Source organism: Methyloceanibacter superfactus (assembly GCF_001723305.1).
GTDB classification, from domain to species: domain Bacteria; phylum Pseudomonadota; class Alphaproteobacteria; order Rhizobiales; family Methyloligellaceae; genus Methyloceanibacter; species Methyloceanibacter superfactus.
The window spans coordinates 46,393-67,169 of the sequence record NZ_LPWF01000029.1 but is presented as its reverse complement, the minus strand read 5'-3'; the positions used below and the strand labels follow the sequence as shown (position 1 = coordinate 67,169).

Below are 20,777 nucleotides of genomic sequence, written 5' to 3'. Positions count from 1 at the left end.
GTAGAGCCTGCGCCGAAGACGGAAATGTTGCCCGAGAACTGACTGGTTTCGCCGGCATATTTGAGCGCCACGGGGGGGCAGCGCTTCCCATTGCGGATGACAATCGCCCCGACCTCCAGCGCGTCGGCATCCCACAGCTTGCCGGGCTCGATGGGGCAGCCGCACATCAGCGCCACGTTGGCGCGCACGGCCACTGTGTTCGTATCCGGCGGCAGCTTCACATGGGCCGGCGGCGCCAGCACGTCGACCACGAAGCCAGGCAGCTCCAGGACCCAGCCGTCGCCGCCGGTGATGTTCTTGCCCGGCACGACCCAATGGGTGGCGGTGGCGCGGCCCGCGCTCTGGCGCTGTGCGAGCGGCCCAATGACCTCCGCCTCGAGCAATCGGGGCTCATCGAGATTGAGCGTGGCGGTGAACTTGGCGGCGCTGTCGTCGGAGAGCGTGGCACGGCGGCCGCCGTCTTCATGCATGATGCGCGCGGTGTCGCCGGTGCCGCCGGCCGTGACGCCTTGCGCTAGAATCTCTCCGGTGTCGGCGTCGCGCAAAATACGCGGGCGCCGCCCATGCTGGTGCCGACGAACTTGCCGTCCTTGCTCAGTACACGGATCGTTATCTCGGTGGGCTCGGCGAGGGCCATGCCGGGGACGAGAAGGGCGAGGCCGGCGGCGAACGCCAGAGAAGCAAGAGGTGTGGCGCGCATGGGGAGTCTCCTAAGCGTGCGGAAACGGCGCCCGAAGAGAGCAGGCGCGAGATGGCTATCACTGTTCAGGATTGCGAGGGAATGACCTTGAGGCTGGTCAAGGGGTAGGTAGGTAAAAAGGCCGATTGCTCGGCACGTTTATGGCACACGGCTCCGCCGAAGATGCCGTTAGCCTTCCAGTTGTTGTTTCCAACACCAAAGTTGCCGATGACCCCGGCAGCTTTTTCCGGACCATTGTTTACGAAGGAACCAATAGCGGCGCCCTTCAAGTCGCCCGCGCCGGAGAGTGGTCCAGCGAATTGGTTATTGCTGCACAACACATTTGCACCGCACAGCGGGCCCCCGAAACTCCGATTGTCGAAATTCGTAATGTCAATCCGACCGTCCCGGGTACCGAAGTTCCAGGTCATATTCATGTCGCCGGTCGCGACATATCTTTCCCACTCTCGCCGCCCAATTTTGTTGGCGACATTACCAACCGCATGGCCCTGATAAGTAGCTTCCCCCTGGAGAGGTGAAAGATCGTCATCAGAGGAGATGTCGCCCGCGACCCACCAACCATTCAGCGCATCGGTGAATTTAAAAGGCCCATATTTGTAATTAATTGTATTGGCCCAAGCGCCCCATTTGATGAAGTCGCACGACTCGCAAAGCCCATCCGGGGAAACGTCACTTGCTATCGCGCCTTGAGCGGAACCCGTCGTTGTAATATCCCAAACCAGGATCCGTGTTGCGACACCGGCTTCTGGGTTGCTAGGTGCGGAGAATGAATAGTCATTGACGTAGTCGCTCCGCCAAAGCTCATGTCATAACTCGTCGATACTAATCCACCAGCAAGGAGTTTGAGAAAACTTGTCGGGTCAAACTCCTTGACTTTGAGGCCAGCGGTGACACCGTCGGGACTATCCGGAGGCAGGGCTAGCTGAAAATCTTGTGGCGAAAGATTCGCTACCAAGCTTGGTTCCCGAGAACCATTCAAACGGAATCCTGCAGCGTAACCGTTAAAGGTTCTAACCGGCGGCTCTTCTTCGCCGCCAGGTGTCCCGCCTCCAGGCGTTCCACCATTGGGCGACGTAGTGTTGCCCGTGGGGGTCTGCGTAGACGCCGTCTTGAGCTTGCCCAACGTATTTAGAATATCGTCCTGCAGACGCGTCGCAGTGGCAGTGCTGATAATCTCATCAGGCTCGCCCTCGCTGAAAAAATTAGTCGCGTCAGGGGTCGCGCTTGCAGCGCGAGCCGTATCATTTCCACCGACCTGCCAGTTCGTATTCTTATTGGTCAAGGCGACAAGAATGGCATTGATATCGGCGCGGGTTGTCGGCCGGATATTGGAGCCGTGCCCTGAGAAGTCGAACGAATAGCCGGGCTGGAAGATGGTTTGGGACTGTCCGTTACGGCCGCTGAAGGTGAGCGAGTGGCCGTACAGGAAGGAGTAGATCCCGCGCGAGGTGCTGCCTTGGAACATGCCGCCGCGGATGGCGAGCGCGCCCGACGGCGTCTTCACCGTGACGCCGCCCTCGTTCTTGGAGAGCTTGCCGCCGATGAAGCGCATGGTGCCCTTGGAGAAGGTGGCGATCATCTCGCCGGTCTTCTTCTTCGGGTCGTAGACGAATTTGTCGATGACGAGATCGGAGTTCGGGCCGACCGTGAAGGTCGAGCCGTCGAGCAGCAGCACCTGCACCAGGCCGCTCGCCGTGGTGTTGATGCGCTCGCTGTAGAAGATGTTCTTGCCGATGCTGAGCTGCTTGTTGGGCGTGCCGCTCAGGCTGGAGAAGGCGTCCGGATTGACGGCCGCGGCGACGCCAACCTTCTCGGCTTGGGCCGGGCCGACGGCCGCGCCAAGGCCGGCGGTGAGCCCGACAACCAGGCCAAGCATAAGGGCAGCCGTGCGCGTCCCGCGCGAGCCGGCCACGTCAGCAGACGAGTATGTTGCCGTCATCCCTCAGAACCTCTTCTGCACCCCGAGAAGAGTGGTCAGATTGTCAAACGTCCTTATATCATAGTTAGAACTCTGATCGCGATATTCAACCTGTGGGACCAGGGCCCAGGTTTCGGCCACCGGCAGCACTAGGGCCGTGCGGGTCCACCAAATATCGTCCTGCTCGGCCTGGGTGATGTCGATGGTCGGGTCGGGATCGTCGTAGTCCCGGCGAATCATTCCGCCGCCAAGCTGCCAGGTCCAAGGATATTTGCCCTGCCACAGCGGGTTGGCGAAGGTCCAGGCGAAGCCGCCGGAGAAGGCCACTTCCCAATCGGAATAGAAGTCCGCCTCGACATCTTCGCGCTGGGCATAGCCTTGAACGGTGCCGACGAAGCCGGGCGTGAAGTAATAGGAATAGGTGGCGCCGACCCGGGTCTGGGGGCCGTCGCGCAACGAGTTGGTGGGCAGCTCGCTCGAGTCGTTGAACTCGCGAATGCGGGTCTCGATTCGTGCATCGAGCACGCTGCGCTCGGCGGCGAAGCTCAGGAAGCGGATACCGGCGCCGGGCGCGTGAAAATAGTTGTCGTAGCCGAGATAGGCGAGATCGCCGATCGCGTAGACATACAGCCGGCTCGAATTCATGCCCCAGCGCTTCAGGTTGAACGAGGGGCCGAGCGTGACCTCGAAGAAGTCGAGATCGATGTCCGACAGGTCGTTGTCGAAATAGGCCGTCGAATAAGCGAGGAAGTCGAACTCGATACGGTCGCCCTGCTTCTTCAAATCGTAGGAGTAGTGCAGGGTGCCGATATTCAGCGCGCTCCAGCCGGGCTTGCCCACCGCCTGATCGTCGAGGGTGAAGTCGATGCCGTTCAGCGTGACGCTGTTGGTGCCGGGACCGGCCGTGGCGTTGGTCTCGTAGCGGATGGCGCTGAAGATCGACGCGGAGAAGGCGGGCGGGTCGGCGGCGATCGAAAGCTGCTGGATATAGAGACGCACTTGGTCGGCGATGTCGCGCGGCACGTTCGGATTGGCGTAGACCTGCTCGAAATAGCTGCGCGCCACGTCATAGGCGCCGAGGCGGTAATAGAGGATGCCAAGCTCGAGCTGAATGCGCGGTGTATTGGGCGCGTAGATCAGCATGCGCTCCATGGTGGAGATGGCGCCTTCGTAGTCGCCGGCATCCGAGGAGAGCTTGGCATATTCAAAAGCGAGGTCGAGGTCGTTGGGGCGCGCGAGCATTTCCCGCAACAAGGTCTCGCGGCGTGACTCCAGGCCGGCCTCCGCAGCGAAGGTAGGTACCGTCCCGCCCGCAACGAGACAGGCAACCGCGATGGCGATTGCCAGTTTTCCCCATACCCTCATATTCCGCTCGGCCTTTCCGAGGAGCGTTGCGGTTGATCCCGCAAAATCCGCCCACGCGCAAAAAACGTTAGCTAGTTAACCCTTTGGCGGCAAGTGGGCCCTCGCGTTTTACGAGTGTTTTCAAGGCCTCTGTGTCTCTGGGGGCACGGGATTGTCATGCTATGGTTAACGTAAGGGGGACGCAGAGTTTGCAACAGAAAAAGGTGTTGAATTTCCTGGGTGGGGCGGCGGCGTACAGCCTTGAGCCCGCAACCGTCGATTGTATCGAGACCCACGCCTCCTTCGTCTTCTTGGCCGGGGACTTCGCCTATAAGGTGAAACGGGCCGTCAAATACCCCTTTCTCGACTTTTCGACTTTGGAGAAGCGCCATGCGGCCTGCGTCAACGAGCTCCGCCTCAATACCCGCACCGCGCCTCAGCTCTATCTTGAGGTCGTACCGGTAACCGCCCAGCCGGACGGCGGTTTACAGCTTCGTGGCGCCGGGACGGTGGTGGAATGGGTGCTGGTGATGCGCCGATTCGATCAAGACGGCCTGTTTGACCGCTTGGCCGAACGGGGTCGCTTGCCGGTCGAGGCCATGGGGGACCTGGCGACGGCGATCGCCGCCTTGCACGCGGCGGCGGATCGGGATCTGACCGCCGATCAAGCCGTGCGGCCGCTGCGCGGCGTCGTCGCCGATCATGAGACGGTCTTGGCCGAACGGTCGGACGTATTTGGGACGGAGGCGGCGCAAGACTTGGCGCGCCGGACCCGCGAGACATTCTTGGCCTTGATCGGCACGCTGCGGGAGCGGGCGCAGGACGGCTATGTGCGCCACTGCCACGGGGATCTCCATTTGCGCAACATCGTGGAGATCGATGGCCGGCCGGTGCTGTTCGACGCGCTTGAGTTCGACGATAGTCTCGCCACCATCGATGTCCTCTACGACCTCGCCTTTCTGCTGATGGATCTCGGCAAGCGCGGGCTTCGGCCCCACGCCAATGCTGTCCTCAACGCCTATCTCGATGGCGGCGACAGCTCGGGAAACCTCCTGGGGCTCGCGGCGCTGCCGTTCTTCTTGTCGCTGCGGGCGATGATCCGCGCCAAGGTCGAGCTATTGCGCGCGGACGCGGCGGAGGCGGGCACCGCGGCGCAGATACGCGACGATGCCCGTGCCTATTTCGATCTTGCCCGCGGCTTCCTCGCGGCCGGCGCGCCGCCCAGCTCGTCGGCCATTGGCGGGTTGTCGGGCAGCGGTAAATCCGCCGTGGCCCGGGCCATTGCGGCCGACATCGGCGCGTTCCCAGGCGCGGTGCATGTGCGCAGCGACGTGGAGCGCAAGCGCTTGTTCGGCGTGGCGCCCGACTCGCGGCTGCCGCAACGCGCCTATGAGGCGAGCGTGTCGCCGCAGGTCTACGCCATGTGCCGCAAGCGCGCCGGCTGGGCGCTCTCCGCCGGACGGTCGGTGATCGTCGATGCGGTCCATGCGAAGCCTGAGGAGCGGGATGCGGTGGCGGCGCTCGCGGCGGCTCATGGTGCGGACTTCACCGGACTGTGGCTGGAGGCGCCGCTGGACGTAATGCGCGGGCGGGTCGCCGACCGGCGCGGCGATGTCTCCGATGCGACGCCCTCGGTGGTCGATGCGCAAGCGGCCTACGATCTCGGTGTGGTCGATTTCGATCGCATCGATGCGAGCGGCGACGTCGATACGGTCGCGGCGGCTTGCTTGGCGCGCATCGCCGCAAAAGTCTGACGCCCGCGCGCAACGTTCACCCTTTGCTAACGCGCTGTGGCCGACAGTGCGTGTGCGCTAAAGGAGGAACCCGCTTGGTTTTGCGTTCGAGGTTCCTCCGGCGCATCCTTTAAGTATCCCTTCCGGGGGTCGGGAACGTTGCGTGGGGTGGGTCAGCTCACGCCGGCACATGGTGCGGGCGGGTGTAAGTATTTCGTGGGCGTGCGCGCGCCGGCGCGCGTGGCGTTGTCCGCCGTTCTCGTTGCAAGTCTGACATTGGCAATCGCGGCTTGCGGCCGCGACAAGAGCGCGAGCCTCGGCGAGCGCGTCGTTCCGCTCGGCCAGCCGGTGCCGAAGGGCGGTGGGCGCTACATGGTGGGCGAGCCCTATCAAGTGGCCGGCGTCTGGTACCGTCCGCGCGAGGAGCCGAGCTACAACCGGGTGGGCCGGGCGCCTGGTATGGCGAGCTGTTCCACGGCCGCCGCACGGCGAATGGCGAAATCTACGACATGGACCGGCTGTCCGCGGCGCATCCGACGCTGCCTTTGCCGGTCTATGTGCAAGTCACCAATCTCGCGAACAATCGATCCATCGTGGTGCGGGTCACGACCGGGGGCCGTTCGCCAATGACCGGATCATCGATTTGTCGCGGCGCTCGGCGGATGCGCTCGGCTTCCGTCGCAACGGCACGGCCAATGTTCGGGTCCAGTATCTGCGCCGCGCGCCGCTGAACGGCGACGACAGCTATGAACGCAAGATCCTCGCAAGCCGGGGCTTGGGCCAATATGCCGCCGTCGACAAGCCGGCCGCCGCTCCACGCACGACAGGAGTTGCGCAAGACCCGATCGCCACGGCCAGTCTCCCCGGAACATCGCCGCCGCTTCCGCAACGAGTAACGCGGCCGGTCGAGACGGCGGCGCTGCCGACGCCCCGCGAGACGCGGGACGATGTGGCGGCGCTCGGCTGGCCGGCGCGGTGAAGGCCTCGCCGGAATCGACCGGCTCGATCGCGCCCCTGGTTCCGGCGCGGCCGCGCCTTGTGGCGTCGTCAGGCGGTCCGGCGATTCAGGCGGGCTCCTTCAGGAACCGGGACAATGCCGAGCGGGCGCGGACCACGCTCGCGGCCATCGGGCCGGTCGACGTGTCCGAGATCGACGTCGGCGGAGAGGTGTATTTCCGGGTCCGTGTGGGGCCTTTCAGCGATGAAATGGCGGCCGCGGCGGCGCTGCCCAAAGTGGCCCGAGCCGGCTATCACGGCGCCAAAATCGTCATGCGAAACTGAGCCTTGCGCCTGTGCCGGTTGATTTTTCGGCGCGGGCGTTCGATAGTGGTTAAAGGCTGCCGCAGCCGATGGCGGCGTTTGACCCCAGCTCTATTCGAACCGATTTGCCCGTGTGCGCTCCGCGTAGATTGATGAACATCATCTTGGCCGGTGCCGTTCTCGCCTTTGGCGTCGGCGGCATAGCCGGTGCCGTGGGCGCCGCCTCCAGGCGACGGACGCCTTCGAGACCAAGGCGACGCATGCCATTATCTTGGATTCCGGCGCCAATCTCGCGCTCTTCGAGAAGGACGCGGACGCGCAGTTCGTGCCGGCGAGCATGAGCAAGCTCATGACGCTCGCCGTGGTGTTCCGTCAGCTCAAAGAGGGCCGGATCAAGCTCGACGATACGTTCGTCGTCTCCGAGAATGCGTGGCGGACCGGCGGGGCGCCTTCCGGCACCGCGGCAATGTTCGCCCCGCTTGGCGATCCCATCACCGTCAACGATCTCATTCAAGGCGTCACCGTGCAGTCCGGCAACGATGCCTGCATCATTCTGGCTGAAGGTATTGGCGGCACGGAGGCCGGCTTCGTCAAGATGATGAACGATTACGCCAAGGAGCTCGGGCTCACCCAGTCGACCTTTGCGAATTCGAATGGCTTGCCAGCGGAGGGCCATATGATGTCAGCGCGCGACCTGGCGACGCTGGCCAAGCATCTCATCGATACCTACCCGGAGTATTATCACTATTTCGGCCAGAAGGAGTTCCGGTATCGGGACAAGTTCACGTTCCGCAACCGCAATCCGCTGGTGTGGGCCGACATTGGCGTCGACGGCTTGAAGACCGGCTATCTCAAAGAATCCGGCTATGGGCTGGTGGCGAGCGCCGTGCGCGGCGATCAGCGCTTGATCCTCGTGGTCAGCGGTCTGGAGTCGAAAAATGACCGGCAGTCGGAAGCGCGCCGGCTTCTGGAATGGGGCTTCAAGAGTTTCAAACCCTTCAGGCTGTTTGGCGCGGACGAGAAGGTGAGCGACGCGCTGGTCTGGGGCGGCGAGAAGCATTACGTGCCGCTGGTCGGCGACGGCGAGATCGATCTCATTCTCCCGGTCACCTCGACCGGCGCCGTGTCGGCGTCGATCCTCTATGACGGGCCGCTCAAGGCGCCGATCCGCAAAGGCGATCAGGTGGCGACACTTCGGGTGAGCGCGGCTGAATCCACGGCCACGAATGAAATTCCGCTTTATGCCGGTGAGGATATCGGCCAGAGCAACTTCGCCATGCGCGGCATCGACTCGTTGCTCGTCCTGGCCTTTGGCTGGCTCCTATAGTCGCTCCCATGCAGCACGGCGTTGAAATCGGCAGGTTCATCACCTTCGAAGGCGGAGAGGGCTCGGGCAAATCCACCCAAGCCGGCATCCTCGCCAACCGGCTGTCGCGCGCCGGACGGCCGGTGTTCGCCACGCGCGAGCCGGGCGGGTCGCCGGCGGCCGAGGAAATCCGCGAGGCGCTGCTTTCGGGGCAGGTCCGACAATTCGGGCCGTTGGCGGAGGCGATCCTGTTCTCCGTGGCGCGCGCCGATCACATCGACTACGCGATCAAGGACGCGCTGCAGCAGGGCCGCTGGGTCGTGTGCGACCGCTTCATCGATTCCACGCGCGCTATCCAGGGCGTGACAGCGGGTGTTCCGCGCGGTCTCATCAGCGCGCTCGAGCGGCTGACCGTCGGCGCTGTGTCGCCGGACATCACCTTCATTCTCGATCTCCCAGCCGAGGACGGAGGCGGGCGCGGCGCAGGAGCGCGCCGAGGCGCCGAACCCGACCGCTTCGAGGGACAGGAGCTCATGCTGCATGAGCGAGTCCGCCGGGCGTTTCTCGACATCGCCGAGGAGGAGCCGGGGCGTTGCGTCGTGGTCGATGCGAGCCAGCCCGAGGCCATGGTGGCCGAGGATGTGTGGGAAGCGGTGCTGCATCGTTTGAATCCATGAGCGGCTTGAACAGATGAGCGGCGTGACGCCATGCGCCGCGTGACACCATGAGCGCCGTCGCCGACCGCGCCCGTGCGCGGTCGCGGAGCCCGACCGGCTGGGTGGGGTTCGCGGAGCCGTCGTGAAGTGGACCGGCGTGTTCGGTCACGACGAGGCGCTCGCCGAATTCGCCGGCGCCTTGCGTAGCGGACGCATGCATCACGCCTGGCTGCTGGTGGGGCCCGAGGGCGTCGGCAAGGCGACGCTGGCTTATCATGTCGCGCGCGCGGTGCTGGCGCATGGCGAGGGCGGGGACGCCGCCGGCGAGGTTCATGCGGAGCATCCGGTGTTCCGCAAAGTCGCCGGCCTTCAGCATCCCAATCTCCTCCTCATCCGCCGCTCGTGGATCGAGAAGACGAAGCGCTACTCGCAATGGATCGGCGTCGACGAGGTGCGGCGCTTGCGCGCGTTTCTCGGCAACACCGCGGGTGAGGGCGGCTGGCGGGTCGTGATCGTCGACCGGGCGGACGAGCTCAATCAAAACGCGGCCAACGCGCTGCTCAAGGCGCTCGAGGAGCCGCCGCCGCAGACCTTGTTCCTGCTGATCTCGAGCGCGGAGGGGCGTCTGCCGGTCACATCCGGTCGCGGGCGCGCACGCTGCGCGTGCCGGCGCTCGCCACGGAGGATTTGCAGCGCGCCGGTTGCCGCGGCGCTTGAGCGCGACGGCCACGCCGCCGACGACAAGACGCTCAAGCTGGCGATCGCCCTCAGTCAAGGCAGCGTGCGCCGCGCGCTCGAGCTCGTCTCGGGCGAGGGCATCGGCCTCTACAAGGACATCATGGCGACCTTCGACGGGCTGCCCGAGCTCGACGGCGGGCGCTTGCACAAGCAGGTCGAGAAGCTCGCGGGCGCCGGCGACACGGAGCGGCTAGAGCTTTATCTATCTCTGCTGCTCGGCCTGATGGAGCGGCTGATCCGCAGCGCCGCCACGGGCGAGGGGGCCTTGGAGGGGGAGAGGAAGCTCGCCAAGCGTCTCGTTTCAAAGCGAAATCTCGCCGAGTGGGCGAAGGCCTGGGAGGGCCTGTCGGAAGCCAGGGCCGAGGCCTTCGCGCTCAATCTGGACCGCAGCCTGTTGCTGCTGGACACGTGGTTCCGGTTGCAGCAACTCGTGCGTGAGCACCCTGTTTAGGGCGATGTTCGAGCATGCTTGCCCGTGACCGCGCCCGAGGCTATGTCTCTCGCCATGGCTGAAAAGCGGCCCTATTACATCACCACCGCCATCTCTTATCCGAACGATGCGCCCCATATCGGCCATGCCTACGAGGCGGTCGCCACGGACGCGCTCGCCCGGTTCCGGCGGTTGCAGGGTCTGGATGTCTATTTCCTGACCGGCACCGACGAGCATGGCATCAAGATGCTCCAGACGGCGCGGGCCCAAGGGATTACCGCGGCGGAGCTCGCCGACCGCAACACGCCCAAATTCCGCGACATGGTGCGCGTGCTCAACTGCTCCAACGACGACTTCATCACCACGCGCGAGCCGCGGCACACGCGCTCGACGCAAGAGTTGTGGCGGCGCATGCAAGAGGCCGGCGACATCTATCTCGGCAAATATGCCGGCTGGTATTCGGTGCGCGACGAGGCCTATTACGACGAGAGCGAGCTGAAGGACGCCGCCGACGGAACCAAGCTGTCGCCGCAAGGCACGCCGGTCGAATGGGTCGAGGAGGAGAGCTATTTCTTCCGCCTATCGGCCTTCCAGGACCGGCTGCTCGCCCATTACGAGGCGCACCCGGAATTCATCGGCCCCGAGACCCGGGCGAACGAGGTGAAGAGCTTCGTGCGCGGCGGCTTGCAGGATCTGTCCGTGTCGCGCACCACATTCGATTGGGGCGTGCCGGTGCCGGGCGATCCCAAGCACATCATGTATGTGTGGGTAGATGCGCTGACCAACTACATCACCGGCGTGGGCTTTCCCGACGAGGAGGCCGAGAGCTTCAAGAAATACTGGCCGGCCGACGCCCATATCATCGGCAAGGACATCATCCGCTTTCACACCGTCTATTGGCCGGCCTTCCTGATGTCGGCGGGCGTGGCCCTGCCGCGCCAAGTGTTCGGCCACGGCTTCCTCTATAATCGCGGGGAGAAGATGTCGAAGTCGATCGGCAACGTGGTCGATCCTTTCGCGCTCGCCGACGCCTATGGCGTCGATCAGATCCGCTATTTCCTGCTGCGTGAGGTGCCGTTCGGCCAGGACGGCAATTACAGCCGCGAGGCCATCGTCAACCGCATCAACGCGGACCTCGCCAACGATCTCGGCAATCTCGCCCAGCGCTCCTTGTCGATGATTGCCAAGAATTGCGGCGGCCAGATTCCTACGCCGGGCGCGCTCGCCGATGCCGACGAGAGGATCCTGGCCGCGGCGGACGGTGTGCTGCCGCCCGTGGAGGAGGCTATCGATGCCTTCGCCATCCACCGGGCGCTGGAAGCCGTGTGGGCGTTGATCGCCGACACCAACCGCTATTTCGCCGGCGAGGAGCCTTGGGCGCACAAGAAGACGAACCCTGAGCGCATGGGCACCATTCTTTACGTCACGGCGGAAGTGACCCGCCAGATCGCCATTCTGGTGCAGGCGGTGATGCCGGAGAGCGGCGCCAAGCTGCTCGACTTGCTCGGCGTTGCCTCGGACTCGCGCGACTTCTCCCATCTTGGACCGAAAGGGCGGCTCACGCCCGGTACGGCGCTGCCGGCGCCGAGTGCAGTCTTTCCCCGTCACCTAGAGTCGGACAATGAGGTCGCGGCGTCGTAGTCAGCGGCAGAGTTGCTTGATCCGCTCTTCGTCGACGCCTTCGACCAGGACGCCGCCGACGAGCGTGCGTGGGACGGCCGCGTCCCCGAACTGCCTGATCATGGACGCGCGGACTTTCGGCGTGGTCGCATCCAGAGTGATATACCGAATATGGTTGCGCCAAAGAATGGCCCTGACCTCCTGGCAATAGGGGCACCAGGATGCGTTGTAGAGGACGACGCTCTTGTTGCACCCGGCATCGGCGGGCGCGGCGGCAAGACAGAGCAGCGCGGCCGCAATCGCGGCCATGAAGGTGAAGCGAGTCATTGGCCTACCGTTTGGTCACCACGTTCATCCGACTGGTGGCGGATATTGTCTCCCCGGCCTATATGCTGCACATACAGGGCTTGAGAGATCATGTGCCACCCCGCAGCATAGCAGCATGAACAAACTGGGTATTCCAACTTTCCGTGATGATCGTAGACAGCCATTGCCATCTTGATTTTCCCGAGCTGAACGCCGAGCTCGATGCCGTGCTGGCGCGGGCGCGCGAAGCCGGCGTCGGACTGATGGTGACCATCTCGACGCGGGTCGCGCGCTTCCACGAGCTGAAGGCCATCGTCGAGGCCCATGACAACGTCTATTGCTCGATCGGCACGCATCCCCATAACGCGGCGGAGGAGCCGGACATCACGGTCGATGAGTTGGTCGAGATCTCACGTCACCCAAAGGTCGTGGCCATCGGCGAGGCGGGTCTCGATTATCACTACGATCACAGCCCGCGCGACATCCAGAAGAAGAGCTTTCGCACCCATATCGCCGCCGCGAGGGAGACGGGCCTGCCGCTCGTCATCCATGCGCGCGAGGCGGACGCCGATGTGGCCCGGATCCTCGAGGAGGAGACGGCGGAGGGGGCCTTTCCGTTCGTGCTGCATTGCTTCACCAGCGGCGCGGACCTCGCCCATCGCGGTCTGGCGCTCGGCGGCTATGTCTCCTTCTCCGGCGTGGTCACCTTCAAGAAGGCGAATGAGCTGCGCGATATCGCGCTGGCGCTGCCTTACGACCGGCTGCTGGTGGAGACGGACGCGCCTTATCTGGCGCCGGAGCCCTATCGCGGCCAGACCAACGAGCCGTCTTTCGTGGTCCGCACCGCGGCGCGGCTGGCGGAGCTGCGCGGCGTCAACGAGACCGAGATGGGGCGCCTCACCACGGAGAATTTCTTCCGCTTATTCAAGAAGGTCCCGCGGCCGGCGGCGGAAGCGCCTTCAAGCGCCGCATGAGCCTGAAAGTCACCATCCTCGGCTGCGGAACCTCCGGCGGCGTGCCCCGTATCGGCAATGAGTGGGGCGCGTGCGACCCGGGCAATCCAAAGAACCGGCGGCGGCGTTGCGCACTTCTCGTCGAGCAGGAGGGCCCCGACGGCATCACGCGGGTGCTGGTGGACACGCCGCCCGACCTGCGTGAGCAGCTCATCGATGCCAACGTCGGCCTGCTCGATGGCGTGCTCTACACCCATGACCATGCCGATCATGCGCACGGCATCGATGACCTGCGCATGGTCGCCTATAACGGCAAGCGGCGCGTCGACGTCTATTTCGACGAGACGACCAGCCGCTATCTCCGCATGCGCTTCGACTATTGCTTCACGACCCCGCCGGGCAGCGAATATCCGGCGGTGCTGAGCGGCCATGAGATCCATCCGGGGCAGATGATCCCCATCGAGGGGCCGGGCGGGGTGATCAAGGTCCTGCCGTTTCGCCAGAGCCATGGAAGTGGGGAGACGCTCGGCTTCCGTTTTGGCGATCTCGCCTATTCGCCCGATGTGAGCGATCTGCCGGAGGAATCGCTACCGTATCTCGAGGCCCTCGATGTGTGGATCGTGGATGCGCTGCGCTACACCGTGCATCCGAGTCATTTCTCGGTGGAGCAGGCGCTTTCATGGATCGAGCGGCTCAAGCCGAAACATGCCGTGCTCACCCATATGCATGTGGATCTCGATTACGCGGCGCTGTCGGAGCAGTTGCCGCAAGGCGTCGAGCCCGCCTATGACGGCATGGTGCTGACGCAGCCCTGCCGTCCCTAGGCCTTGACGATCTGTCCCGTCTGCTTGGTGCTGGGAAGCGCCAGCCGGACGATCACCTCCGCCACCTCCTCGGATGTCTGCAATGTTGCCTGATCCTCGCCGGGATAGGCCTCGGCGCGCATGCCGGTGGCCGTGGCGCTGGGATCGACGATATTCACCTTGATGGGGCTGTCGGCGGTCTCGTGGGCGTAAGTCTTGGCGAGGGTCTCCAGCGCCGCCTTGGAGACCGAGTAGGGTGCCCAATAGGCGCGGCCGGAATAGGCCACGTTGGACGAGGTGACGAAGATCGCGCGGCCTGCCTCGGACCGGCGGAGCAAGGGATCGAGGGTGCGGATCAGGCGCCAATTGGCGGTGACGTTGATGGCCATTACGCGGTCCCAGGTCTCCGACGAGATATGCGTCAGCGGGCGCAAGCCGCCGAGGATGGCGGCGTTGCCAACCAGCACGTCGAGCCGGCCAAAGCGTTCATAGAGGGCAGGCCCGAGTGGATCGATCTTCTTGCCGTCGGCGAGGTCGAGCGGGATGAGGGAGGCCGTGCCGCCCGCCGCCTTGATCTCGTCGTCGACGGGCTCGAGGGACTTCTTCTTGCGCGCGAGCAGCAGCACATGGGCGCCCTCGCGAGCGAAATGAAGCGCGGTGGCGCGGCCGATGCCGCGCGAGGCCCCGGTGATCAGCGCGATGCGGTCTTTCAGGCGTTGGGCGCTCAACCGACCTCGGCGAGGAAGGAAAGCTGCTTCTGCTGGGGCGGGCCTTCGCGGTCGCGCAGGCGGGTCGGATATTCGCCGGTGAAGCAGTGGTCGGTGAATTGGGGATGGTCGTCGTCGCGGCTCTCATAGCCCATCGCCTTGTAGATGCCGTCGACGGAGATGAAGGCGAGGGAATCGGCGCCGATGAAGGCGCGCATTTCTTCGAGCGTGCGATGGGCGGCGAGCAGCTTGTCCTGGTCTGGCGTGTCGATGCCGTAGAAATCGGGATGGGTGATCGGCGGGCTCGAGATGCGCATATGCACCTCCTTGGCGCCGGCCTCGCGCATCATCTGCACGATCTTCACCGAGGTGGTGCCGCGCACGACGCTGTCGTCGATGAGCACGATGCTCTTGCCCTTGACCTGCAGCTCGTTGGCGCTGTGCTTCAGCTTCACGCCGAGCTGGCGAATGCGCTGCTCGGGCTCGATGAAGGTCCGGCCCACATAGTGGTTTCGAATGATGCCGAACTCGAAGGGCAGGCCGGATTCTTGTGCGTAGCCGATGGCCGCGGGCACGCCGCTATCGGGAATGGGAACGACCATGTCGCCATTGGCGGGCGCCTCGCGCGCCAATTGCCGGCCCATTTCCTTGCGCACGTCGTAGACGGAGCGGCCGCCGATGATGGAGTCGGGGCGAGCGAAGTAGATATATTCGAAGATGCAGAGCCGCGCGGGGTACTTGGGCACGAAGCGATGGCTCTCGAGACCGTCGCGGGTGGCGACCACTACCTCGCCGTTCTCCACCTCGCGCACGAATTCCGCGCCGATGATGTCGAGCGCACAGGTCTCCGACGCCAGCACCCAGGCCTCACCCAGCCGGCCGAGGACCAGCGGACGGATGCCATACGGATCGCGGGCCGACGAGTTTCTTGTTGGTGCCCACCAGGGCATAGCCGCTTCGACCTGAAGCAGCGCCTCGATGTATTTCTCGACGAAAAGGCGTTTCTCGCTGCGCGCCACGAGGTGAAGGATCACTTCGGTGTCGGTGGTGGACTGACAGATGGCGCCCTTCTTGATGAGGGATTCGCGCAAGGTGAGCGCGTTGGTGAGATTGCCGTTGTGGCAGAGGGAGAAACCGCCGGATTCGAGATCGACGAACAGGGGCTGAACGTTGCGCATCACCGCGTCGCCGCAGGTGGAATAGCGGACATGGCCCACGGCCATGTCGCCTCCGAGGCGGTCGATCACCGGGCGGGAGGTGAAATGGTCGCCAACGAGCCCGAGGCGGCGCTCCGTGTGAAAATGCTCGCCGTCGAAGCTGACGATCCCGGCGGCCTCCTGGCCACGGTGCTGAAGCGCGTGCAGGCCGAGCGCGGTCAGGGCGGCGGCGTCGGGATGGTTGAAGATCCCGAAGACGCCACACTCCTCGTGCAGCCGGTCTTCCTCGAGCCAGGTCAAGTCGGGTTCGTGTGCCTCAGCTTCGTCAGTCACGGGCATGGGCCTCCTCTCAATAAATAGGCGCCCTGGCAAGGGCTTCAATGCCACGCAACTCGTCCGGGACTCTTTAACGTTACGCGCGCGCTTACAACGGCTGGTCCGGCTGGGCCGGCGCGCTTTCCCCAGGGGCTTCCCCTTCGGGCTCGTTTTCGTCCTTCCCGGGGAGGTACTGCTCGGGATTCATCGGCAACAGGGACTCGATGGCCACCTGCGTCCGCTGAAGAAGGGGGTAGGAGCGCGCGTTGCGGACCCATTCCGGCTGGTCGCGGGCAAGCGCGGTGAACAGGATGAAGACGATGGCGACGAGAAGGAAATCCCCGCGCCAGGCCAAAAACGAAGCCAAGGGTCCGGTCGAGGGCGCGACCCGGCTATCCAGCACCTTGTCGGAGATGCGGAAGGTGATCAGGCTCACGATGATGAGGGTAACGATGAAGACGCCGGCGGCGAAGACGATCTGAGCGACGCTCGGATTATCGATGTAGGGCGCCAGGACATCGGAATAACGGGGGGTGAAATACAGCGCCGCGACAGCGGCCATGGCCCAGGAGAAGATCGAGAGGACTTCGCGGGTGAATCCGCGAACCATCGCCAAGAAGCCCGAGATGAGCATGATGACGATCAAAATGATGTCGAGCCAGGAAATTGGCATGTCGCGTCGTTCCCTCGGGGCAGGTCGTTAAACACTATCACGATTCCCCGGGATGAAGCACAAATGGCCCCGGCGGGCAATGATCGAAGCGGTTTGCCCGCGCAATGTCGCAGGAATGCCTCTAGTTGGGCGGCAATGCGAACCAGGCGACCAGCTCGTCCAGCTGGGCGACGGGGTTGAGGGCGATGCCCTCCGTCATGCCGTCTCCGGCGACGGTGGTGGGCACGATGGCGCGGGCAAAGCCGAGCTTGGCCGCCTCTTTCAGCCTCTGGTCGGTATGACCGACGGCGCGCACGGCCCCGGTCAGGCTCACCTCGCCGAAATAGACCGTGTCCTCGGGTGCCGGGCGTCCGGCGAAGGACGAGAGCAGGGCCGCGGCGGCGGCGAGGTCGGCGGCGGGCTCGGTCAGGCGCAAAGCCCCCGGCGACGTGAGATAAACGTCGTGGCTGCCGAGCCGCACCCCGCAACGCGCCTCGAGAACGGCGAGCAGCATCGACAAGCGGCTAGGGTCCCAACCGACCACGGCGCGGCGCGGCGTGCCGAGCGAGGACGGCGCCACCAGCGCCTGGATCTCCACGAGGATCGGCCGCGTGCCCTCCATGCCGGCGAGCACGGCGGTTCCTGGCGAGCCGCGGTCGGCGTCGTTGAGGAACAGGGCGGAGGGATTCTCCACCTCCTTCAGCCCCTCCAGACGCATCTCGAACACGCCGATCTCGTCGGTGGGCCCGAAGCGGTTCTTCACCGCGCGCAAGATGCGGAATTGATGGCCGCTCAGGCTCTCGAAATAGAGGACCGTATCGACCATGTGCTCGATGACCTTGGGACCGGCGATCTGGCCGTCCTTGGTGACGTGACCGACGAGCACCACCGTCGAACCGCTCGTCTTGGCGTAGCTGATGAGCGCCGAGGCGCAGCCGCGCAATTGCGAGATGGTGCCGGGCGCCGTGTCGATGCCCTCCGACCACAAGGTCTGCACCGAGTCGATGATCACCAAGGCCGGGGCCGGGGCGCTGCCGAGCGTGGCGATGATGCTGGCGATATTGGTCTCGGTGCCGAGCGCGACGGGGGCCCCGCTGAGGCCGAGACGCGCCGCGCGCATGCGTACCTGGGCAGTGGCCTCCTCGCCCGAGAGATAGACGACACGGGCGCCGTCCTGGGCGAGCTCGGCGGCGGCCTGGAGAAGGAGTGTCGACTTGCCGATGCCGGGGTCGCGCCGACCAGCACGGCGGAGCCGGGCACCAGCCCGCCCCCTAGCACGCGATCGAGCGCGATTGCCGGTCCGATGCCGTGGCGCGTCCACGGTCTCCGCGGCCAGGGTCTCGAAGGCGGCCAAGCGTCCCTTGCCGCCTTTGATGGACACGAGTGCGGGCGAGGCGGTGGCGGTGGCCGCCTCCTCGATCATCGAGTTCCATTCGCCGCAGGTGGGGCATTTGCCGGACCAGCGCGCGGTCGACGCGCCGCAGGACTGGCACACATACGCTTTGGAAATTTTGGCCATGGGGCGTTGCGTTCCTATCCGCCGATATAGCGCCGCACGGGCGCGCCGGCCGAGATTGGTGAGGATCTCGTAGTCGATGGTGCCGGCGTGCATGGCGACGGTGTGCGCGCTGACATTGGGTCCGATGAGTTCCACCCATGCGCCGCGCCGGGCGTGGCTTTCGGGCAAGCCGGTCACGTCCACGGTGATGAGGTCCATGGAGACGCGGCCGAGGATGGGGGCGGCGTGGGGGCCGAGATAGACGACGAGACCCTCCTCGCCGTCACTGGTGGAGAGGGTGCGGAAGATGCCGTCCGCATATCCGACGGAGACCACGGCGACCCGCGAGGGGCGTTGGAGCGTGCGCGTGGCGCCATAGCCCACGGTCTCGCCCGAGGGCACGTCGCGCACCTGGAGGATGCGGCCCTTGAGATGCACCACGCCCTGAAACGGGTTGTCGCCACGCCGCCGCGGGTGCCCGCCATAGAGCGCGATGCCGGGGCGGACCATGTCATAGGCATAGTCCGAACCAAGCAGCACGCCGGCGGAGGCGGCGAGGCTCGTCAGTGCTTTGGGCAGGCGGGCTCGCAAGCTATCGGAAGCGATGGCGTTGCGCGGCGTTCTTGCCGTGGGCGGGATCGTCGGCGCAGGCGAGGTGGCTCATCACCAGGGATAGGGATAGGGCCGACCACAGATCGGCCGCGCCGGCGACGGCGTCGACCTCCGCCTCCGACAGGCCGAGACGGTTCATGCCGCTATCGATGTGGATGGCGCAAGGAAGCGTCTCGCCGATGCCGGCGCAGTAGGCGGCCCATTCCCGGATCTCGTCGGCGCTGTTCAGCACGGGGATGACCCGTGCGGCGCGGAAGGCATCCGCCGTGTCGGGCATGAGCCCGGCGAACACATAGATGGCGGCCTCGGGGAGCAGCGCGCGCAAATCCTCGGCCTCGCCAAGGGTGGCCACGAAGAATGTCTTGCAGCCGGCCTGCCACAGGGCCGGGGCGGCTTGCGCCATGCCAAGCCCATAGGCGTCGGCCTTGACCACGGCAGCGCATTCGGCGGGCGCGGCCAGCTTGCGCAGATGCCGATAGTTGGCGGCGAGCGCACCGAGATCGATGGTGAGGACGGCGGTCTCTTCGGTGTCCGCGTGGTGCTCGTGCTGCGTGACGTCGCGCGGGCTTTCGCCCGTCACTCCATCCGCTCCGGCAGGCGTTGCGACGCCGCGAGATTGGAGAACCGGGTGAACTCCGGCGTGAACTGCAGCGTCACCGTGCCGGTCGGGCCGTGGCGCTGCTTGCCGATGATCACGTCGGCCTTGCCGGTGACCGCCTCCATGTCCATTTGCCACTGTCTGTGCTCTTCGGTGTTCTCGCGGGGCTGGCTACGCTCGAGATAATATTCCTCGCGAAACACGAACATTACCACATCGGCATCCTGCTCGATGGAGCCCGATTCACGCAAATCCGCCAGTTGCGGCCGCTTGTCCTCCCGGTTCTCGACTTGGCGGGAGAGCTGGGAGAGGGCCAGGATGGGCACTTGCAGCTCCTTGGCAAGGGCCTTGAGGCCGGTGGTGATCTCCGTGACCTCCTGGACGCGGCCCTCCTGGGCGCGCCGGGAGGAGCCCGACAGAAGCTGGAGATAGTCGACGATCACGAAGCCTAAGCCCCGCTGACGCTTCAGGCGCCGGGCCCGGGCGGCGAGCTGGGCGACGCTGATGCCGCCGGTCTGGTCGATGAACAACGGCAGGTTCTGGAGCTCCTGGGAGACCTCGACGATGCGGTCGAACTCGTCGGAATCGATGCGACCGCGGCGGATGCGCTCCGAGGGAATGTAGGACTGCTCGGCGATGATGCGGGTGGCGAGCTGCTCCGCCGACATTTCGAGCGAGAAGAAGCCCACCACGGCGCCGTCGAGCGGCTTGTCGCTATCGGGATCGGACTTATAGGCCTTGGCCACGTGATAAGCGATGTTCGTGGCGAGCGCCGTCTTCCCCATGGAGGGGCGGCCGGCGATGATGATGAGGTCGGAGGCCTGCAAGCCGCCCATGCGCTGGTCAAGATCGGAGAAGCCGGTGGCGAGCCCCGAGAGACCGCCGTCCCGGCGATAGGCATTAGCCGCCATGTCGATGGCGTCGGTGAGCGCCGAGGAAAACGGCTCGAAGCCGGTGCCGTATTTCCCGGTCTCCGCCAGCTCGTAAAGCTGCTGCTCGGCGCCTTCGATCTGGGTCGCGGGCGGCGCGTCGATGGGCGAATCGTAAGCCGTGTTGACCATCGCTTCGCCGATGTCGATGAGCTGGCGGCGCACGGCGAGGTCGTAGACGGTGCGGCCGTAGTCCTCGGCGTTGATGATGGTCGTGGCGTTGGCGGCCAGGCGCCCGAGATATTGCGGGACGGAAAGCTCGCCCACGGGCTCGTCGTTCTGGAAATAGGTCTTGAGCGTGATCGGCGTGGCGCGTTTGCCGCCCATGATCAGCTTGGCGGCTGTCTCGAAGATGCGCCCGTGGAGCGGATCGAAGAAATGCTGTGGCTTGAGGAAGCTCGAGACTCGGTCCACGGCCTCGTTGTTGACGAGGATGGCGCCGAGCAGGGCTTGCTCAGCTTCCAGGTTATGCGGAGCCTCGCGGAAGACGGGGGTTTCCGGGACGGGCCTCGGGAGAATCGCTGCATTGCTCATACCCCACA

The 20,777-nt window shown here is 65.0% G+C and carries 21 protein-coding genes and 1 pseudogene; 12 read left to right on the top strand and 10 right to left on the bottom strand.

All coding sequences use genetic code 11. From position 1 onward, the window contains the following. Positions 1–314 precede the first annotated feature (314 nt). The gene (locus AUC69_RS18000; protein WP_204377322.1) at positions 315–518 is read left to right on the top strand and encodes a hypothetical protein; all 204 of its coding nucleotides are present in this window, start codon (positions 315–317) and stop codon (positions 516–518) included. On the opposite strand, the gene AUC69_RS17995 is transcribed toward AUC69_RS18000, so the two are convergent. After that, positions 515–700: a hypothetical protein gene (locus AUC69_RS17995; protein WP_204377321.1), complete on the bottom strand. Its 186-nt coding sequence runs from the start codon at positions 698–700 to the stop codon at positions 515–517. The two genes, AUC69_RS18000 and AUC69_RS17995, sit on opposite strands and share 4 nt — an antisense overlap. Before the next feature lie 125 nt (positions 701–825). Here AUC69_RS17995 and AUC69_RS17105 point away from each other — a divergent pair, with 125 nt between their 5' ends. Further along, positions 826–1,218 (top strand): hypothetical protein, encoded by a 393-nt coding sequence (locus AUC69_RS17105; RefSeq protein WP_141700760.1) that lies wholly within the window; start codon positions 826–828, stop codon positions 1,216–1,218. 158 nt (positions 1,219–1,376) lie between these two features. Here the strand turns inward: AUC69_RS17105 and AUC69_RS11835 are convergent, their stop codons facing one another. Together AUC69_RS11835 and AUC69_RS11830 are read right to left on the bottom strand one after the other, a co-directional pair. Next, positions 1,377–2,576: a FecR family protein gene (locus tag AUC69_RS11835; RefSeq protein ID WP_069442334.1), complete on the bottom strand. Its 1,200-nt coding sequence runs from the start codon at positions 2,574–2,576 to the stop codon at positions 1,377–1,379. Between the two features lie 66 nt (positions 2,577–2,642). After that, positions 2,643–3,860 (bottom strand): tetratricopeptide repeat protein, encoded by a 1,218-nt coding sequence (locus tag AUC69_RS11830; protein WP_069442333.1) that lies wholly within the window; start codon positions 3,858–3,860, stop codon positions 2,643–2,645. Positions 3,861–4,171: 311 nt separating this feature from the next. Here AUC69_RS11830 and AUC69_RS11825 point away from each other — a divergent pair, with 311 nt between their 5' ends. From AUC69_RS11825 to metG, 8 genes are all read left to right on the top strand, one after another. Beyond that, positions 4,172–5,716: a bifunctional aminoglycoside phosphotransferase/ATP-binding protein gene (locus tag AUC69_RS11825; RefSeq protein ID WP_244500236.1), complete on the top strand. Its 1,545-nt coding sequence runs from the start codon at positions 4,172–4,174 to the stop codon at positions 5,714–5,716. A gap of 488 nt (positions 5,717–6,204) precedes the next feature. Beyond that, a complete protein-coding gene (locus tag AUC69_RS18645; protein ID WP_244500235.1) occupies positions 6,205–6,426 on the top strand; it encodes a septal ring lytic transglycosylase RlpA family protein in 222 nt (73 codons plus the stop codon). Next, entirely contained in the window at positions 6,339–6,674 is a 336-nt protein-coding gene (locus AUC69_RS18640; RefSeq protein WP_069442331.1) for a hypothetical protein, read from the top strand. Before AUC69_RS18645 ends, AUC69_RS18640 begins: the two co-directional genes overlap by 88 nt. Continuing rightward, complete coding sequence (locus AUC69_RS17515; protein ID WP_069442330.1) at positions 6,671–6,976, top strand: SPOR domain-containing protein; 306 nt, start codon at positions 6,671–6,673, stop codon at positions 6,974–6,976. The genes AUC69_RS18640 and AUC69_RS17515 overlap by 4 nt, the downstream gene beginning before the upstream one ends. A 127-nt stretch (positions 6,977–7,103) precedes the next feature. Next, positions 7,104–8,282: a D-alanyl-D-alanine carboxypeptidase family protein gene (locus AUC69_RS11810; protein ID WP_083239383.1), complete on the top strand. Its 1,179-nt coding sequence runs from the start codon at positions 7,104–7,106 to the stop codon at positions 8,280–8,282. 8 nt (positions 8,283–8,290) lie between these two features. Continuing rightward, entirely contained in the window at positions 8,291–8,938 is a 648-nt protein-coding gene (tmk, locus tag AUC69_RS11805; RefSeq protein ID WP_069442329.1) for a dTMP kinase, read from the top strand. 121 nt (positions 8,939–9,059) lie between these two features. Continuing rightward, the gene (locus tag AUC69_RS11800) at positions 9,060–10,106 is read left to right on the top strand and encodes a DNA polymerase III subunit delta' (RefSeq protein WP_158008103.1); all 1,047 of its coding nucleotides are present in this window, start codon (positions 9,060–9,062) and stop codon (positions 10,104–10,106) included. Positions 10,107–10,160: 54 nt separating this feature from the next. After that, positions 10,161–11,726 (top strand): methionine--tRNA ligase, encoded by a 1,566-nt coding sequence (gene metG / locus AUC69_RS11795; protein WP_069442401.1) that lies wholly within the window; start codon positions 10,161–10,163, stop codon positions 11,724–11,726. Here the strand turns inward: metG and AUC69_RS11790 are convergent, their stop codons facing one another. Further along, positions 11,727–12,032: a glutaredoxin family protein gene (locus tag AUC69_RS11790; protein WP_069442327.1), complete on the bottom strand. Its 306-nt coding sequence runs from the start codon at positions 12,030–12,032 to the stop codon at positions 11,727–11,729. 146 nt (positions 12,033–12,178) lie between these two features. On the opposite strand from AUC69_RS11790, the gene AUC69_RS11785 reads away from it, so the two are divergent. Together AUC69_RS11785 and AUC69_RS11780 are read left to right on the top strand one after the other, a co-directional pair. After that, positions 12,179–12,985 carry a TatD family hydrolase gene (locus AUC69_RS11785; protein WP_069442326.1) on the top strand — a complete coding sequence of 269 codons (807 nt, stop codon included), beginning with the start codon at positions 12,179–12,181 and terminating at the stop codon, positions 12,983–12,985. Beyond that, entirely contained in the window at positions 12,982–13,788 is an 807-nt protein-coding gene (locus AUC69_RS11780) for an MBL fold metallo-hydrolase (protein WP_069442325.1), read from the top strand. Before AUC69_RS11785 ends, AUC69_RS11780 begins: the two co-directional genes overlap by 4 nt. On the opposite strand, the gene AUC69_RS11775 is transcribed toward AUC69_RS11780, so the two are convergent. From AUC69_RS11775 to AUC69_RS11750, 6 genes and pseudogenes are all read right to left on the bottom strand, one after another. Beyond that, the gene (locus AUC69_RS11775; protein ID WP_069442324.1) at positions 13,785–14,495 is read right to left on the bottom strand and encodes an SDR family NAD(P)-dependent oxidoreductase; all 711 of its coding nucleotides are present in this window, start codon (positions 14,493–14,495) and stop codon (positions 13,785–13,787) included. The two genes, AUC69_RS11780 and AUC69_RS11775, sit on opposite strands and share 4 nt — an antisense overlap. Further along, positions 14,492–15,964 carry an amidophosphoribosyltransferase gene (purF, locus tag AUC69_RS11770; RefSeq protein WP_244500234.1) on the bottom strand — a complete coding sequence of 491 codons (1,473 nt, stop codon included), beginning with the start codon at positions 15,962–15,964 and terminating at the stop codon, positions 14,492–14,494. The genes AUC69_RS11775 and purF overlap by 4 nt, the downstream gene beginning before the upstream one ends. 91 nt (positions 15,965–16,055) lie before the next feature. Beyond that, positions 16,056–16,619: a CvpA family protein gene (locus AUC69_RS11765; RefSeq protein WP_069442322.1), complete on the bottom strand. Its 564-nt coding sequence runs from the start codon at positions 16,617–16,619 to the stop codon at positions 16,056–16,058. A gap of 121 nt (positions 16,620–16,740) precedes the next feature. Then, positions 16,741–18,210 carry a DNA repair protein RadA gene (gene radA, locus AUC69_RS11760; RefSeq protein ID WP_342018586.1) on the bottom strand — a complete coding sequence of 490 codons (1,470 nt, stop codon included), beginning with the start codon at positions 18,208–18,210 and terminating at the stop codon, positions 16,741–16,743. 3 nt (positions 18,211–18,213) lie between these two features. Then, positions 18,214–19,288: pseudogene (gene alr, locus AUC69_RS19405) on the bottom strand (alanine racemase); the annotation flags it as partial. Continuing rightward, entirely contained in the window at positions 19,285–20,769 is a 1,485-nt protein-coding gene (locus AUC69_RS11750; RefSeq protein WP_069442320.1) for a replicative DNA helicase, read from the bottom strand. The pseudogene alr and the gene AUC69_RS11750, both read right to left, overlap by 4 nt. Between the last annotated feature and the right edge of the window lie 8 nt (positions 20,770–20,777).

Bases quoted from the DNA above. Each gene is read 5' to 3' on its own strand.
- AUC69_RS18000 (WP_204377322.1), top strand. From the start codon at position 315: ATGGGTGGCGGTGGCGCGGCCCGCGCTCTGGCGCTGTGCGAGCGGCCC.
- AUC69_RS17995 (WP_204377321.1), bottom strand. From the start codon at position 700: ATGCGCGCCACACCTCTTGCTTCTCTGGCGTTCGCCGCCGGCCTCGCC.
- AUC69_RS11835 (WP_069442334.1), bottom strand. From the start codon at position 2,576: ATGCTTGGCCTGGTTGTCGGGCTCACCGCCGGCCTTGGCGCGGCCGTC.
- AUC69_RS11830 (WP_069442333.1), bottom strand. From the start codon at position 3,860: ATGCTCGCGCGCCCCAACGACCTCGACCTCGCTTTTGAATATGCCAAG.
- AUC69_RS18645 (WP_244500235.1), top strand. From the start codon at position 6,205: ATGGACCGGCTGTCCGCGGCGCATCCGACGCTGCCTTTGCCGGTCTAT.
- tmk (WP_069442329.1), top strand. From the start codon at position 8,291: ATGCAGCACGGCGTTGAAATCGGCAGGTTCATCACCTTCGAAGGCGGA.
- metG (WP_069442401.1), top strand. From the start codon at position 10,161: ATGGCTGAAAAGCGGCCCTATTACATCACCACCGCCATCTCTTATCCG.
- AUC69_RS11790 (WP_069442327.1), bottom strand. From the start codon at position 12,032: ATGACTCGCTTCACCTTCATGGCCGCGATTGCGGCCGCGCTGCTCTGT.
- AUC69_RS11785 (WP_069442326.1), top strand. From the start codon at position 12,179: ATGATCGTAGACAGCCATTGCCATCTTGATTTTCCCGAGCTGAACGCC.
- AUC69_RS11780 (WP_069442325.1), top strand. From the start codon at position 12,982: ATGAGCCTGAAAGTCACCATCCTCGGCTGCGGAACCTCCGGCGGCGTG.
- AUC69_RS11765 (WP_069442322.1), bottom strand. From the start codon at position 16,619: ATGCCAATTTCCTGGCTCGACATCATTTTGATCGTCATCATGCTCATC.
- radA (WP_342018586.1), bottom strand. From the start codon at position 18,210: ATGCACGCCGGCACCATCGACTACGAGATCCTCACCAATCTCGGCCGG.
- AUC69_RS11750 (WP_069442320.1), bottom strand. From the start codon at position 20,769: ATGAGCAATGCAGCGATTCTCCCGAGGCCCGTCCCGGAAACCCCCGTC.